Source organism: Streptococcus infantis, from assembly GCF_047465525.1.
GTDB classification, from domain to species: domain Bacteria; phylum Bacillota; class Bacilli; order Lactobacillales; family Streptococcaceae; genus Streptococcus; species Streptococcus infantis_R.
In genome coordinates, this window is sequence record NZ_JASGZS010000002.1 from 1 (window position 1) to 16,502 (window position 16,502).

Below are 16,502 nucleotides of genomic sequence, written 5' to 3' on the forward strand. Positions count from 1 at the left end.
AACCACGATATTATACAAACTAGAATAAGGACTGACATCCATAGTTAACTGATTATCAAGCATCATTTCACCTCATCTCTAGTATAACAAAAAAGCCATCTATTGGATGACTTTTTCAGTGGGCTCGCCCTTTGTGGCTTTTTTATTTTCATAAAAATGGTAAAATAGTAAGAGTAGAAATGGAGTTCTAGATATGAAACGAATTGATCAATTTGAAAATAAGAAAGTATTAGTCCTAGGTTTGGCTAAATCAGGTGAGTCAGCAGCTCGTCTCTTGGACAAGTTGGGTGCCATTGTAACGGTGAATGATGGCAAGCCTTTTGAGGAAAATCCAGCTGCGCAAAGTCTCTTGGAAGAGGGCATCAAGGTTGTAACTGGTGGCCATCCTTTGGAATTATTAGATGAAGATTTTGCCCTCATGGTGAAAAACCCTGGTATTCCTTATAGCAATCCTATGATTGAAAAAGCACTAGAAAAAGGCATTCCAGTCTTGACAGAGGTTGAGTTGGCCTACTTGATTTCAGAAGCACCAATCGTCGGTATTACTGGTTCAAATGGTAAGACAACGACGACAACTATGATTGGAGAAGTTCTGACTGCAGCTGGGCAAAATGGCCTCTTATCAGGTAACATCGGTTATCCCGCAAGCCAGGTAGCTCAGACTGCAACAGATAAGGATACCCTTGTCATGGAACTTTCTTCTTTCCAATTAATGGGAATCCAGGAATTCCATCCTGAAATTGCCGTTATTACGAACCTGATGCCAACACATATCGACTATCACGGTTCTTTTGAATCTTATGTTGAAGCTAAGTGGAATATCCAAAGCAATATGACAGCAACTGATTACCTAGTATTGAACTTCAACCAGGAATTAGCTAAAGAGCTTGCGACAAAGACAAATGCGACTGTAGTACCATTCTCAACCCTTGAAAAGGTTGACGGTGCTTATCTTGAAGATGGTCTTCTTTACTTCCGTGGTGAAAAAGTCATGGCAGCTGATGAAATCGGTGTTCCTGGTAGCCACAATGTGGAAAATGCTCTTGCAACCATTGCTGTTGCTAAACTTCGTGGCGTTGACAATGAAACTATCAAGGAGACCTTGTCAGCCTTTGGTGGAGTCAAACACCGTCTCCAGTTTGTAGACCAAATCAATGGCGTTAAATTTTATAATGATAGTAAGTCAACCAATATCTTAGCGACTCAAAAAGCCTTGTCTGGATTTGACAACAGCAAGGTTATCTTGATTGCTGGTGGGTTGGACCGTGGCAATGAGTTTGACGAGTTGGTTCCTGATATTACTGGACTGAAAAAAATGGTCATCCTCGGCCAGTCTGCAGAGCGTGTCAAACGTGCAGCGGATAAGGCTGGTGTGCCTTATGTTGACGCGACTGATATTGCAGATGCAACTCGTAAGGCTTCTGAACTTGCGGAAGAGGGAGATGTTGTTCTCCTCAGTCCTGCCAATGCGAGCTGGGATATGTATGCTAACTTTGAAGTGCGTGGAGATCTTTTCATCGACACTGTAGCGGAGTTAAAGGGATAATATGAAAAAGATAGTATTTACAGGTGGGGGAACGGTTGGACACGTTACCCTCAACCTTTTGTTAATGCCTAAGTTCATCGAAGATGGCTGGGAAGTCCACTATATTGGTGACAAAAACGGAATTGAGTATCAAGAAATCCTCAAATCGGGTCTAGATGTGACCTTCCATTCTATTGCAACTGGGAAATTACGTCGTTATTTCTCATGGCAAAACATGGTTGATGTCTTTAAGGTTGCTTTTGGAATTCTTCAATCGCTCTTTATCATGCTTCGAGTTCGTCCACAAGCCCTCTTTTCTAAGGGTGGATTTGTATCTGTTCCGCCTGTTATTGCAGCGCGAGTATGCAGAGTACCAGTCTTCATCCACGAGTCTGACCTCTCCATGGGTTTGGCCAATAAGATTGCCTATAAATTTGCGACTAAAATGTACTCTACTTTTGAGCAAGCGTCTAGTCTCACTAAGGTAGAGCATGTGGGAGCCGTGACCAAGGTTTCTGGACCAATTATGGAAGAGCCTGAAGAAATGGTGGATATCCGAACTTCTTTCAATGATAAGCTACCAACTCTTCTTTTCGTCGGAGGTTCTGCTGGTGCGCGTGTCTTTAACCAATTAGTTACAGACCATAAGGAAGAGCTGACTAGTCGTTATAATATCATCAACCTAACAGGGGATGCTAGCTTAAATGAACTAAGTTCAAACCTCTACCGTGTTGACTATGCGACGGAACTCTATCAACCGCTCATGAATATGGCTGATGTAGTCATCACTCGTGGTGGCGCCAATACTATTTTTGAACTTCTTGCCATGGCTAAATTGCATGTCATTGTCCCTCTAGGGCGTGAAGCTAGCCGTGGAGATCAGATTGAAAATGCGGCTTACTTTGTGAAAAAAGGCTATGCTGAGGAGTTGCAAGAGGGCGATTTGACCTTGTCTACTTTAGAAGAAAAAGTAAGCAAGCTTTTGACCCACAAGGAAGACTACCAGAACACGATGAAGAATTCTCATGAATTAAAATCTGTGGCGGATTTTTATGCGCTACTAAAAAAAGATCTATCATAAGGAAAATCGATGTCAAAGGATAAGAAACAAGAGCCAACGCAAGGCAAGGAATTGTCAGAGTGGCAAAAAAGAAATCAAGAATATCTTCGAAAAAAGGCTGAAGAAGAGGCCAACTTAGCTAAAGAAGAAGCCAAGAGAGATTCAGGCAAAAAGGAAGTTTCAACAACTTCTGATGCAGAAACTAGCTTATCAGAGTGGCAGAAGAAAAACCTAGAGTATCTGCGCAAAAAGGCTGAAGAAGAGACAAAGGAAGAACAAGAGTCAGACTTATCTGAAGATACTGAGGCAGAAGAGACCTCAGATTCTAATCCTGAAGAGCAGAAGGAGAGTGCAGAAGACCAGTCCTCTCCTGAGAATGAGGAGGAAACTACTGAGACAGAACAAGTAGAAGAAGAGGACGAAACATCTGAAGAAACAAAAGTAGAAGAAAAGAAGCTTAAGCCCAAGAAAAAGGCTGCCAAACCTTCTATTCCAGCAGTTCATATTTGGCGTGCTGTTACGATTCTAATCCCAAGTTTGCTTGTCTTGTTCTTTTCCATCTATCTTTTGACGCCATACTCAACTCTGAAAAACATACAGGTTACTGGTACGGTAGAGACCAATGCAGACCAAATCAAAGAGGCTTCAGGGATTCGTGATAGTGACTATACCTTTGATCTGCTTCTCAATAAAGACAAACATGCTGAGATGATTAAGTCCAATCACTGGATTGAATCTGCTAGCATTCACTATCAATTTCCGACCAATTTCACCATCCAGGTCAAGGAATACGGGATTGTAGCCTATTATGTTTCTGGAGAGGACCATTATCCAATTCTTTCCAGTGGTACGGTGGAAACCAGTCCAGTTAGTCTAGTCAGTCTTCCAGAAACCTATATGTCCGTACTCTTTAACGATGAGCAGCAAGTCAAAACCTTGATTGAACAACTGGCTGAAGTCAGCCCAGAGATGAAGCAGGCGATCAAAACGATTGAATTGGCTCCAAGTAGTGTAACAAGTGATCTTATCAAGATTACCATGTATGATACCGATGAAGTTTTGGTTCCTCTATCAGAACTAGGTAAAAAATTGCCTTATTATAGTAAGATAAAACCACAATTGACAGTACCAAGTGGTATTGATATGGAAGTTGGGATCTATAGTTATAGTTTGGCGGATAAGGCACTTGAGGAAGAAAGAATCAAGGCCAAAGAAGAGGAGAAGAAAAAGCTGGAAGAAGAAAAGAAAAAACAAGAGGAACAGGGTAATCAAAACCAAACAACTCAACAATCACAGAGTCGATAAACTTGAGAGTATTCTATCGGCTTGATTGTGAGTCTTGGCTTTAAAGTTCTTCGGATACTAGGTAAGTGTCTAGAGTTTTGAGAAATGCAAGAAATATATAAATATATGTAGAGAACGAGGAAATTCGTTCTCTTTTTCGTTACTAAAATTAAGAAAGGAAAAACTCGATGAGTATTCTGATTATATTTAATCTAATTTCTGCTATTGCTTCATACGGCATGTTTATCAGCTCTTATCACAGAAATAAACCCTATGTGCTTTTTCTAGTTATTTTCACCATCAATGCTTTTGCAGTTTTATTATCACTATTCAACTATTTTGGACTAATCAAGTAAAGAAAGGATTACCTATGAAACAACACCAAACAAAGGTCTCAAGGTTGACTAGAGACGTAATGATTTTAGATTTGATGAATACAATGGGATGGACTAAAAGCCGTGCTATTGCAGCTATTGAAGAGTTAGAACAAACTCATCTTGTCTATTTTCCTGAAGCTGGTGGCTTGAGATTACAAGTTGTAGGAGGCTACTAATGGCAGATATCACGATTGATCAACTAGCCACTCTAACTTTTTATCAAATTCCAGAAATCTTTTTCACCCGTATTCAACACAATGAGAACGGCTATGTCAAATTGACTAGTTCTTACACGGGTCTCTCATCTGATGCTAAGTTAGCTTATGGCGCTCTTTATAATCGTTGTAAATTAAGTATCAGTTCATTCCAGAAGGGAAATAGAGATTACGTTGATGAAAATGGAGCGGTCTTTCTAATTTTTACAGTTTCTGACCTAATGCTGCTATTGGACAAGGGAAAGATGAAAGTTACTAAGATCAAGAAAGAACTGCAAGAACATGGTCTCTTACGAGAAGTTAGGCAAGGGCTCAATAAGCCAAATAGGCTTTATCTTCAGCTAGTGGATGCTAATTTAGAAATAGTGGAGCACTATTCAGCTGATGGTGAGTTACTGAAGAGGGTTAATGCTTTTGGTAAAGTTCTCTATGAAAAAGTACCCCAAAGCCTTGATAATAGCGAAAGTATCAAAAACGGACGTCCGCAAAATGGACTTCAAAACGTCCACGAACCGGACGGAATAAATACAGAGAGGAGTCAGACAGAATCTTCATACGATACTAATCGATACGAGGGCGAGTCATCTTTATCTGACTTATCAATCTCTGAAGCATTTAAAATGGGGCAACATGGTTTTCTTTCTTCTCAACTAGTTCAGAAACTCAGTTTGTTTGGCAAAGATGCAAAAACACTTGAAAATAAAATCTATCAAGCAAAACGCCAAGTTGAGAAGAATTACAACAATCTCTTAGCTGCTCAGGAAATTTATGGAGAGGTTTGGCTGCAGGATCTTGAACGTGAGCTTGATAAATTGATTTTCAAAATTAAAACAGGAGAGGCTGAAGGAAAATCAATACAGAATGTTCCAGCGTACTTCTACAAAATGATGATTCGTTTTTGGAAGATGGCTTTACTCATTGAGAAAGAACATGGTTTTCTGGAGGTATCAGCACAAAGTGAGTACGCTAGAAAATTCCCTGATGAGTGTCCTAGTCTAATTGCACACTATTATCCAGATAAACTATCGGAGACGAAACTGAATCACTATTTAGCTGAGTTGTCTAAAGACACCGCAACATGTTAAGAGAAAGATGGTTGACTTTCTGGAATTAAGATAGTTCCATATTTGTAAAATACTTGACCTGAGCAAGTCATAAAACTACTCTTGTTCTTTGAAAATTGAATATCCCCACTGTCCCGATTAGCGCAGTCTAGGCATAAAAAGAAGAACAGGGGCGGTGTGTATCTAGAAAGTATATCTAGAGCTGGCTGCATTATGTAAAGTCACGGTTGACTTGTCCCGTAAGACGAAAGAGTTTGCGATTTCTAAACTATAAATCGTGCGTAAAAAACACAGTAGAGATGTACGGCATCAACTCGGCATGGCTGTAAATCAGCCTTTGATTCAAAAAGGAGGACAATATGAATCAAATAAAATCAACTAGTGAGGTAACACTCACTGACTTAAGACGACTAGGTTTGCAAGGTGATGCAACCGCACGGCTTGCAAGTGGTGAAGAAATGAAATTAACTAGTAAGTACGGTCTTATTCCCAAAAAAGGATATGTGGCAGGAAAACTTCAAACCGTTGAAATGATTGCAGAATACTCTAAAATCTATAGAGATATACGCACCATTAAACGTGGAGATATTTTAGTTGCCAGACGAATTAAGCAAGGTAATAAAACTATCTTACAGCTAACCGGTAAAGGTTATCACCGACCTAGCGGTAAAATTTAACAGATAGAGTCCTCATCTATCTGTTTTGGGGAGCAAGGAATTGTTTCTTTGTTGCTGAAAGCAGATAGGTGATGTTATGAAAAGGTGAAGAAATGAGTATTATACAGATAATATTTACAGTTATTCTTTTAGCCTCTGGGATTCTAGTATATATGACTTTTATCCCAAATAAATTGTCTGATAAAATCTCACGAGAACTAAAAGACTATTCAAATAAGCATTGTTTTAAGTAATATCAAAAAGGAGAAATCAAATGGAAATGATGAATGAAGTTAAGAAAGTTTTATTGGCTGGCGCAATCGCAACGGCGGCTGTTGGAGCAACGACTCAAGCTTCCGCAGAAGAATTAAAACCTACAGAGCCAATTTTAGGGAGCCAACAGAAGACAGCAACTAAAAAAACAGTTACAGAAACTGATGTTGCTATCTCCCAAGCAAATGTGGATCAGACAAACACAGTTGTAAAAAAACAGGAGGAGATTGTAAACACAGCTCAAAATGAGGTGAACGATGCTGAGAAAGGAGTTGAAGAAGCTACAGAAGCTGTTACTCAAGCGAAGAAACTTGTCCAGGAAGCTACTCCTAAAAATATCCAGGATGCAAAAGAAGATGTTTCTGAAAAAGAGGTTGCTGAGAAGAAAGCTCAAAAAGAACTGTCCTCTGCTGAAGAGCAACAAAAGCTAGCTGAAAAGAATGTTACTGATCAGGAAGCAAATGTCAAAAAAGCTACGAGAAAGCTTGATGACAAAACAAAAGAGGTTACAGATGCAGAACAAATTGTAGCTGAAAAACAAGCGATTCTAGACGGAACTGGAGTTGCGGGTATTGTTGCTAATGCTGAAGCTGCTGAGCGAAACTTGGAAATGAGCGAAAAAACTGAATCACAAGCTCGACAAGATTTAGAACTTGCTAAAAAAGCAGATGAACAACGTGCTTCTAAGTTGAAACAGGCAGAAGAAGAGGTAACGAGTACAGAAGCAACTAGGTTGGTGAAAGCGCAGGAACTAGATCAAGCAACCACTCAAGCTACTAACGCTGAAAATCAGTATCAAGTAGCTAAAGAGAATCTATCTACGGCTCAAAGTGTCCTGGACAGTTTGACAACGACTTCGATCACTTATCCTGCTGGCTATGTAGAAGCATTAAAGGCTTACTTCAATAATCCCACTGAAGAAAATTCAAATAAGTTACAAGAAATTGCCAAGAGAGGTATGACTGCTGCTGGATTTAGCTCACCAGATGGTGGTGAGACTTATTACAGTAATCCAACTTCTCCATTTAAGCAGAGTGAAGCAGATAAAAAGACTGTGATTGCTGATGTCAATCATTTATCTGCTGAAGTTCAAGATGAACTTGCCATTTTCAATGCACATTTGATTAATGATTTCCGTCAATTGATGGGAACAGATGATATTCCAGTTTTAGTGAATCGAGATATGCAGAAAGTGGCACAGAAGGTAACTCAGCTATCAACTAATCAGTACGGGCATGACCTAGATGCTTTGAACACTGTTGCGAAAGAAGTTGGTTTGAATCAGGGGAATCAAGGTCTGCTTGCTGAAAATATTGGCTTTCAAAATGCAGATGATGTAGTCACATTAGCTGATCTGAAACAACAGGCATACAACAACATGGTTATGATGTTGTTTTATGATAAGCACGCTGATTGGGGCCATGCTTTAAACTTTTCAGGGCTTGATCGTAAGTCAGTCACGCTTCAATATATCGGTGTAGCAACCCGAAAGACAGATCTTGGTTTGGTTGCGATGCACTATGTTGGAACAGATTCTAAAACAATTGATTTGCTGAAAAATGGTTTCCATCAAGAAGTTAAAATTGATACTAAGAACAATCTAGCTAGTCTTCAGGAAAGAATTCAACTAGCTAGAAACTCCGTAGCACAGGCTCAGGATACTTATGATACTGCGGAAACGAATCGTAAGGATGCACAAGCTAAAAAAGAACAAGCACAGACAGAATATACTCAAGCAGAAGTTACTGCGCAAAATGCAGTGACTAATCGTAATGATATTCAGAATATTGCTTTAAAAACCCCTGAAGCAGAAGCTAAGTTAAAGCAGGCGGAAGCAAACCTTGAAAAAGCTAGTTTAGAAAACAAACAAGCGCAAGAGGCTTTGGAACAGTTGAATGCAGACGTACAAAACAAACGTGAAGCACTTGCGTTAGCTAAAGATAAACTAACTGAAAAACAAACTGAATGGAAATCACTGAATGAAGCTTTGACTGCTGAGAAAGAGGTATTGATTGCTAAACAAGGTGAACTTGCTCGAATTAAAGAACTTGTTCTCAATCGTCAAGCCTTACTTTTAGAATCAACTGAAGCCTTGAAAGCCTCAAAAGAGCGAGTGGAAGTTTTGAAGAATGCCCCACAACTCTTAGAAAAGGCAAAAGTTAATCTTGAAGCTGCTCAAGAAATTTTGAAAGAAAAGAAATCAGTTCTTGAGTTAGCAATAGCAAAACTAGAAACTGCAAAAGCAGAACAAAGAAAGGTATTAGAGGCTCATGAAGAGTTGTTGTCGGCTTATCGTGATTATCTGGAAGCACAGCAAGAAATTGGGCATCAAAAAGAGTTGACTGTTCAAAAAGCAAGTATTGAACAAGAAGGAACTCATTCTACTCCAGTAGTTCAAAATGGTAAGACTGCGAAGTATGTACATGAACAAGTGGCAAAAGTTAAAGATCCAGTCTATCAAGCACCTGCTGCAACATACGAATTACCTAAGACGGGAGAAAAATCTTCTAGTCTCTGGTTATTGGGAATGGTAACTGTTTCACTTTTAAGTCTGTTGAAAATCAAACGAGAATCTAAGGAAAATTAAATTCATTAAAGTCATCAAGGTTTCTTGGTGACTTTTTGGTTGGAGGAAAAATGATAATTGTATATTTTAGAGCAAGAGATCCATCAATTATATCCGTTAGAAAATATTCCAATGAACATTTAGAAAGGCGATACTATGAAAAAAACATTTAGCTATAGAAAATACGGAAAACGTCTATGTTCTGTAGCACTAGGACTCATTGCAGTTGGGTTTGTCGGTTCGGCAATAGCTCAAGCAGATGAATCCAAAAGTGAATCTTCAGTAAAATCAGCTACGACTGAAAAAACAGAGCAGAAGGATACAGAATCCTCTGGGGGTGACGAAAAACAGGTTAACAATAATAAATCCGACAAATTCAAGGATTTGGAAAAGACCAAAATTGAAATTGAAAAGGTCAAGAAAGATGCACCTAAGGTTAAAAATCCTAATCCAGAACCAGTTGATCCTAAACAACCTGATTTTTCTCCAGAACTAAAAACTACTGAAAATACAGTGGTAACTGGTGAAGATAAAACAGGCTCTAGTGAGCTACAGTTTAAGACAAAAGCTCCTACAAATACTAGCACAACAAATGAAATTGATCCTCTTATTACGGATCATGTTTATGACTATTCTTCTTCTAATGCGGGTAAAGTAAAGGATTCCTTACTCCTAAGTAAGAAGATTATTGAAGAAAATAAAAACCCTCAAAGTCGTCACATTCTTCAACTTTATGCGGATAATTACGGACAGAGTTCATATCATGCGAGCACAAAAAAAGAAATTAAAGACACTGTGGGCATATCTTCAACTCTCTTGACGAAGCAAGAAGCGCTTGAAATCATTGATAATCTGTTGAAGATTAAGGCTCCAACAGAAAAAGATTCTGAAATTCACGAGTATGGTGCTTATTTTGCTGCTTTAGCAAATGCTCTAGGTTCACACCGTTACCTAGATGAGTCTGTAGATGTTGTTGTTCCATTTGAAGAGATTGTTGAAAAAATTACTAAATCTTCTGATACTGTATCTGTTATCCAGTACACTGATGGTTGGATGGATAAAGGTAAACCTGAAGAAATGGACAAGTCTTTTGCTGAGTGGGCTAAGAAACGTGCTAAAACATTCATGTCAGTTGTCAACCGTAACCAAGTTACGGATAACGACACTAACTCTATGCGTTCAATCGAACAAATGAAGGAGTTAGGTCACCCTAACATTTATGACATGACAGGTAAAGACCCTAAAACAGTTGATGCTGAAGTTATCAAACAGTTCATGGAAACTGCGACTGTTAAAGTACAAACCTCTAAGGGCGCAGATCAAACAGCTCAAGTTGCCATCGGTGGAGATGGAATAAAAATCACTAAGGCTTTGTTAAAAGGTGGTAAAGTCAATAAAGAATTACCGGTCAAAGATGGGAAGGTTGATTTTTCAGAAAAACTACCTGATGGTGATTACTCAATCGTTTATAGCTTTACTGGAGAAGGTACTGCAACAGGTACAGTGTCACTAGATGGAAAAGAAGTGGCTAAGAAAACTGACTCTATCAAAAACGAAGGTGGAGCTGTTACTGCTGATTTCCGAACAGCAGACGGAAAAGAAATTCCTGGGCAAAGCGATATCACAATTGTCGAAGCTGGTAAAGAGATTGGTAGTGAATGGAAGGCAACTGAAGTTAAGAAGGAATTGACCGTTGATGGTGAAACCTATGTATTGACTGGTGAGCCTAAAGAATCTTCTGGAAAAGTTACTAAGGATACTGTTAAACTACATTATCTGTATGAAAAGAAACCAGCAGATAAAAAGGTTTATTCTCTAACTATCAAGGTTCTGAATGCTTTAACGAATGAGCAGATTGATCAGGATATTCTTGTAGCTAAGGGATTCTCTGGGGATGATTATGATATCAAAGCTCCGACTGTTGATGGATTTGAAGTTACCCTTAAAGAAGGCGAAGAGAAAGGGAAGTTTGCTGAAAATGACCTTTTGCTGACTTACTTGGCACATGAAAAAGGCGAGGAAGTTAAAGCTATCTTTGTCAACGAAAAGGGCGAGGAAATCAAGAATTCTGAAGTTATTTCCAAAGCTGGAGAGCTTGTAGGAAAAGACTGGAAATTTGATCGTGATGTTGAAACAGAAATTACAGTTAAAGATACAACTTATGTTTTGAAGGCAGTTCCAGAAGAGTTGGAAGGGAAGGTTTCTTCGGATAAACAGACACTTAAGTTTGTTTATAAAGAAAAAGAGAAACCGGCTGAGCCAAAGAAAGAAGAAAAAGCTGCTGAGCCCAAGAAGGAAGAACCTAAAAAACTTCCTAAAACTAGTGCTGTAAAGGATGTATTGAATGGATAATAGAAAAGGAGAATGAATGAAATTTAATAACGAGACACAAGCAATCGGTTCAATCCGAAAAACAAGACGATGGGGAACGTGTGGAGTAATTCTTGGTCTAGCTGCCTTGGGCTTGATGACTAGTCCGGTCAGAGCAGATGAACGAACTGAAAATCCAGCCACAAATGCTCCCTATGCACAGACGAATCCAAGTAGTATTTCTACAGATAACCAAGGGAAGAGTGAAGAAAAAACAGGTTCATTAGAAGTTTCTATTTCACATTCAGGTTTAGATGAAACTGTTAAAAAGGCACAGGAAGCTGGGGTGAATGTAGAATTTGATTCTGTAGTAGATAAAGGTACAGCGAGTTCGGCTTCTGAGTTGGATCAAAAGCAAAAGGAAGTCGAAAGCGATTATCGAACACAAGCGGATAGTATTGCGAAAACTACTGAAAAATATCTCGAAGATAAAAAACAGAATCAAGCGGAACGTAAGAAAATCCAAGAAGAGAATGCTGCAAAGAAAGAACAATATCAAAAGGATTTAGCTTCTTATCAATCTGAAGTTGAGCGTATCAATCAGAATAATTCGAAAATCCGTGAAGAGAATGAAAAAAATCAGCAGGCTAATCAGGCAGAAATTGATCGTATCAATCAAGAAAATGCAGAAATCCGAAAACGAAACGCAGCTAAGAAAGAAGCTTATGAAACTTCTTTGACAGATTATAAAAATAAGCTAGCCACTGTTAAAGCTGAGAAAGAGGCAATTCAAACAAGTAAGCCTTTATTCGGATCAGATACAGGTTTCAAAGTATATGGAGGCTTTAACTCATCTGGTCGAGGGATGGAGTATTATGGTGACTTTACAGTAGTACCAGATGATGATCTCCCAGTAGAGAGCATGGACGGATTTTTAGGCTATCATGCAGATACTTATGTAACAGGGACTGAAGGAACTCAGGTTGGCAAAGATGTTACAGGAGCTTACGATGTAATTAAAGCTCCAAAAGTCGGAGATACATTTTATATTCACAATATTGGAACTCTTACGGATGGTAGAAAGGTAACGGCCAAAGTCAGAGTTTCTGATTTAGGTGACTACCTAGGCGAAGTTCGAAATGGTGTTCCTGTAACAGATCCAGATATTTATCTAAAGAGTGGTGATGGAGGAAGTTTCTATTTTGTCTATAATAATCATACCCGTTTGGAAATGGTTTTTGATTTTTATATTGAAGGAACGACAACACCAGCTTCTCTATTAATCGGAACTGTGATTTCAGATGTCGATTGGGGTCAAGGCTCAAATTTGAGTTATGGTTCATCTGGTCGTGGAATGGTGATTAATCCGAGTGGGTCTGGTTTGAATTTTGATGGCCGAGTTATGAGAGGAGTTGAAGAAGGTGTAAATGATGCTTCAGATATTCCTAGAGGTTCATTTGCTTCAGTAGGGTATGGATCTAGCCTAACTTATCTCCACACTTCCTCTCCAGGATCTAGAGAGGGAAGAACAGCAGCTGAGTGGGATGCGGAGAATGCGAGAGGAAATGGTCAAAATGTTGTATTTACAATTCTGGGTTCTGGTGCGGAATTGAAGAAGGTTTCTTTCGTGCCAAAACCTGCTGCCGTAACATACGAAAAGGAAACTCCTCTACCAAGTTCTCCAAAAGGGAAAGTTGAGGAAGCACTACCACCAAAACCTGAGGAGCCAAAGGAAAAAGAGATCCCGTCTTCGTTGCTAGCTCCAACTGTTAGAGTTAGATATGCCCGTCTCCAAGCAGTGCCTGACCTAGAGAAGTTTGTAAAGAATTCTGCAGGTGAATCTATTGATAAAAGCTATGTACCTAAGCTTTCAACAGTACAGTGGGAATTAACAACTAAGCCTCTTCCAGCTAATCGTGAAGCTATTACAGACTTTGAAATTGTAGATGCATTACCTTCAGGTTTTGTACTAGATGTAGAATCTTCAAAGAAGGCTAGTTCAGATTTTGAATTAACTTATGACGAATCGAGCCATGTTGTTCGCATGAAAGGCTTAGAAAGTTTGAAATCTAAGCTTAATCAAGATTTAAGTAAAGAAGTGCTAGTTCCAGCTCCAATTTTAGTAGGTAAGGTTACGAATGATGGGGCAACTTATAAGAATAACTTCGAATTAAAGATCAACAATAAGTACGAAAGTTATTCAAATATTGTTCAGGTTTCAACACCTGGTAAACCGAATGATCCTGACAATCCAAATAACAACTTAATCAAGCCTCTCAAACACAATCATAATAAGGATGGTGTTATCATTGATGGTAAAACAGTTCTAGCTGGTTCAACAAATTACTATCATATAACCTTGGATTATGATCAGTATAAGGGAATAAAGGCAGATCCAAATGCTATTCTAAAAGGCTTTGGTGCAATTGATGATTATCCAGAAGAGGCAGTGACTATCAATCAATCAGATATTCGTTATATTGATAGCGAAGGAAAAGAAGTTTCTGGTATTTCAGTGTATCAGTACGATTCTATTGAAGCTGTTGATAATGATAAAGTTAAAGCCTTTCTAGATAGTTCTGCAATTAAGCCTAAGGGAGCTTTCCAAGTATTTTTAGTGGATGATCCAGAAGCCTACTTTAACCAGTATATTAAATCAGGAAAATCAGTTACAATTATTGATCCAATGGTAACTAAGGAAGAACTACGAAATACAGGAAAATCTTTTGAGAATACGGCTTACCAAGTTGATTTCGGTAACGGATATCAAACTGATACAGTTGTAAATAATGTTCCTACTGTTAAACCAACCAAGAAAAATCTGAACAAGGCGGGTGTTGACATCGATGGGAAACAAGTCTTGGCAGGATCTGTAAACTACTACAAGGTAACTGCAGATTATAGCCAATACAAGGGCATTGAAGTAGATAAAGATCGTATTGGTAAAGGCTTCTACATTGTTGATGATTATCCAGAAGAAGCTGTTACGATCAATCAAGATGGTGTTCAAGTGACTGATTCTAAAGGTCAAGTGGTTAAAGGTTTGAAAATGGCTCTTTATGAAAGTCTAGAAAAAGCCCCATCAGGTGTACAAGAAGCCTTGAAGTCTAGCAATTTCACTCCGAAAGGAGCGATTCAAGTATTTGAGGCAGAGAATCCAGAGGAGTTCTACAAGACCTACGTGCAAGCTGGAGAAGTTCTGACGATTACCAATCCAATGACTGTTAAGAAAGAATTAGGCCAAACAGGTGGTAAGTATGAGAATACAGCTTATCAATTAGACTTCGGTAGTGGCTACCAGACCGATAAGGTAGAGAACAATGTTCCTACTGCGAAACCAGGTAAGAAGAATCTGAACAAGGCAGGTGTGAACATCGGTGGTAAACAGGTCTTGGCAGGCTCAGTCAACTACTACAAGGTAACGGCAGATTATAGCCAATACAAGGGCATTGAAGCAGATAAAGACCGTATTGCCAAAGGGTTCTATATCGTTGATGATTACCCAGAAGAAGCTGTTACGATCAATCAAGACGGTGTTCAAGTAACCGATTCTAAAGGGCAAGTGGTTAAAGGGTTGAAAATGGCTCTTTATGAGAGTCTGGCTAAGGCACCATCAGGTGTCCAAGAAGCCTTGAAGTCTAGCCATTTCACACCGAAAGGGTCGATTCAAGTATTCGAGGCAGAGAATCCAGAGGAGTTCTACAAGACCTACGTGCAAGCTGGAGAAGTTCTGACCATTACCAATCCAATGACTGTTAAGAAGGAATTGGGTCAAACAGGTGGTAAGTATGAGAATACAGCTTATCAATTAGACTTCGGTAGTGGCTACCAGACCGATAAGGTAGAGAACAATGTTCCTACTGCGAAACCAGGTAAGAAGAATCTGAACAAGGCAGGTGTGAACATCGGTGGTAAACAGGTCTTGGCAGGCTCAGTCAACTACTACAAGGTAACTGCAGATTATAGCCAATACAAGGGCATTGAAGTAGATAAAGAACGTATTGGTAAAGGCTTCTATATCGTTGATGATTATCCAGAAGAAGCTGTTACAATCAATCAAGATGGTGTTCAAGTGACTGATTCTAAAGGTCAAGTGGTTAAAGGTTTGAAAATGGCTCTTTATGAAAGTCTAGAAAAAGCCCCATCAGGTGTACAAGAAGCCTTGAAGTCTAGCAATTTCACTCCGAAAGGAGCGATTCAAGTATTTGAGGCAGAGAATCCAGAGGAATTCTACAAGACCTACGTTCAAACTGGAGAAGTTCTGACGATTACTAATCCAATGACTGTTAAGAAGGAATTGGGTCAAACAGGTGGTAAGTATGAGAATACAGCCTACCAAATTGATTTTGGAATGGCCTATGTAACTGAAACAGTAGTCAATAATGTTCCAAAGATTGAACCGAAGAAAGATGTAGTGATCGACCATTTAAGCAAGGAAAGTTTAGATGGAAAAGAGGTCAAGATGAATCAAACATTTAATTATAAATTAGTTGGTTCCTTGATTCCAAAAGATCGCTCAGAACAGTTGTTTGAGTATAAATTTAGCGATGATTACGATGAAACACATGATGATTATCAGAGTGTTTATCAAGTGTTTGCGGCTGTAGATTTTGAAACAAGTGATGGTCAAAAATTCAAAGCTGGTGATGAATTAACTAAGTTTACAAGTCAAGTAGTAGACAAGGCTAAAGGTAAAGTAGATATTAGCTTTGATGATACTTTCTTGAAGTCAATTTTAGAGACATCAGAGTTTCAAGCAGAAGTATATCTACAAATGACACGTATTCAGTCAGGAACAGTAGAAAATACTTACTATCATACGGTTAATGGTGTGGAAGTTGTTTCCAATACGGTTGTGACTCATACTCCAGAAGAACCAAAACCGGAAGAACCGAAAAATGAAGAGCCAAAACCGGAACCAAAGCCAGAGCCAAAACCGGAACCAAAGCCAGAGCCAAAACCGGAACCAAAACCAGAGCCAAAAACTCCTGAAGAACATCCGCAACAACCAGTAACTCAGCCAGAACGAAGCTTGCCTTCAACAGGGGAGAAGGATTCTGCAGATTTACTATTAGCTGCTCTAGCAATGGGAAGTGTTGCTACAGGCTTGCTTTACAGCAAGCGCAAGAAAAAAGAGGCTTAGAATACTCTAGGAACCTTTGAAATAAGCTA

The 16,502-nt window shown here is 39.0% G+C and carries 9 protein-coding genes; all 9 read left to right on the top strand.

Annotated elements, in window-relative coordinates; genetic code table 11:
- The first annotated feature begins 193 nt into the window (after positions 1–193).
- Complete coding sequence (gene murD / locus QM374_RS00810; protein WP_414310608.1) at positions 194–1,546, top strand: UDP-N-acetylmuramoyl-L-alanine--D-glutamate ligase; 1,353 nt, start codon at positions 194–196, stop codon at positions 1,544–1,546.
- Between the two features lies 1 nt (position 1,547).
- Positions 1,548–2,606, top strand: coding sequence for a UDP-N-acetylglucosamine--N-acetylmuramyl-(pentapeptide) pyrophosphoryl-undecaprenol N-acetylglucosamine transferase (locus QM374_RS00815; protein ID WP_414310609.1), 1,059 nt, complete (start codon positions 1,548–1,550; stop codon positions 2,604–2,606).
- A gap of 9 nt (positions 2,607–2,615) precedes the next feature.
- Positions 2,616–3,890 carry an FtsQ-type POTRA domain-containing protein gene (locus QM374_RS00820; protein ID WP_414310610.1) on the top strand — a complete coding sequence of 425 codons (1,275 nt, stop codon included), beginning with the start codon at positions 2,616–2,618 and terminating at the stop codon, positions 3,888–3,890.
- Between the two features lie 409 nt (positions 3,891–4,299).
- Entirely contained in the window at positions 4,300–4,422 is a 123-nt protein-coding gene (locus QM374_RS00825; RefSeq protein ID WP_414310611.1) for a hypothetical protein, read from the top strand.
- Positions 4,422–5,546, top strand: coding sequence for a replication initiator protein A (locus QM374_RS00830; RefSeq protein WP_371559545.1), 1,125 nt, complete (start codon positions 4,422–4,424; stop codon positions 5,544–5,546). The genes QM374_RS00825 and QM374_RS00830 overlap by 1 nt, the downstream gene beginning before the upstream one ends.
- 338 nt (positions 5,547–5,884) lie before the next feature.
- A complete protein-coding gene (locus QM374_RS00835) occupies positions 5,885–6,202 on the top strand; it encodes a hypothetical protein (RefSeq protein WP_049509453.1) in 318 nt (105 codons plus the stop codon).
- Positions 6,203–6,455: 253 nt separating this feature from the next.
- On the top strand, positions 6,456–9,041 hold the full coding sequence (locus tag QM374_RS00840; protein ID WP_414310612.1) for an SEC10/PgrA surface exclusion domain-containing protein: 2,586 nt from the start codon (positions 6,456–6,458) through the stop codon (positions 9,039–9,041).
- Positions 9,042–9,176: 135 nt separating this feature from the next.
- Positions 9,177–11,372, top strand: a complete 2,196-nt coding sequence (locus QM374_RS00845; protein WP_414310613.1) for a MucBP domain-containing protein — start codon at positions 9,177–9,179, stop codon at positions 11,370–11,372.
- Positions 11,373–11,388: 16 nt separating this feature from the next.
- Positions 11,389–16,473 carry an SspB-related isopeptide-forming adhesin gene (locus tag QM374_RS00850; RefSeq protein ID WP_414310614.1) on the top strand — a complete coding sequence of 1,695 codons (5,085 nt, stop codon included), beginning with the start codon at positions 11,389–11,391 and terminating at the stop codon, positions 16,471–16,473.
- Positions 16,474–16,502: the final 29 nt, after the last annotated feature.

Coding starts and splice junctions, on each gene's coding strand:
- QM374_RS00850 (WP_414310614.1), top strand. CDS start 11,389: ATGAAATTTAATAACGAGACACAAGCAATCGGTTCAATCCGAAAAACA.
- QM374_RS00845 (WP_414310613.1), top strand. CDS start 9,177: ATGAAAAAAACATTTAGCTATAGAAAATACGGAAAACGTCTATGTTCT.
- murD (WP_414310608.1), top strand. CDS start 194: ATGAAACGAATTGATCAATTTGAAAATAAGAAAGTATTAGTCCTAGGT.
- QM374_RS00820 (WP_414310610.1), top strand. CDS start 2,616: ATGTCAAAGGATAAGAAACAAGAGCCAACGCAAGGCAAGGAATTGTCA.
- QM374_RS00830 (WP_371559545.1), top strand. CDS start 4,422: ATGGCAGATATCACGATTGATCAACTAGCCACTCTAACTTTTTATCAA.
- QM374_RS00815 (WP_414310609.1), top strand. CDS start 1,548: ATGAAAAAGATAGTATTTACAGGTGGGGGAACGGTTGGACACGTTACC.
- QM374_RS00825 (WP_414310611.1), top strand. CDS start 4,300: ATGAATACAATGGGATGGACTAAAAGCCGTGCTATTGCAGCTATTGAA.
- QM374_RS00840 (WP_414310612.1), top strand. CDS start 6,456: ATGGAAATGATGAATGAAGTTAAGAAAGTTTTATTGGCTGGCGCAATC.
- QM374_RS00835 (WP_049509453.1), top strand. CDS start 5,885: ATGAATCAAATAAAATCAACTAGTGAGGTAACACTCACTGACTTAAGA.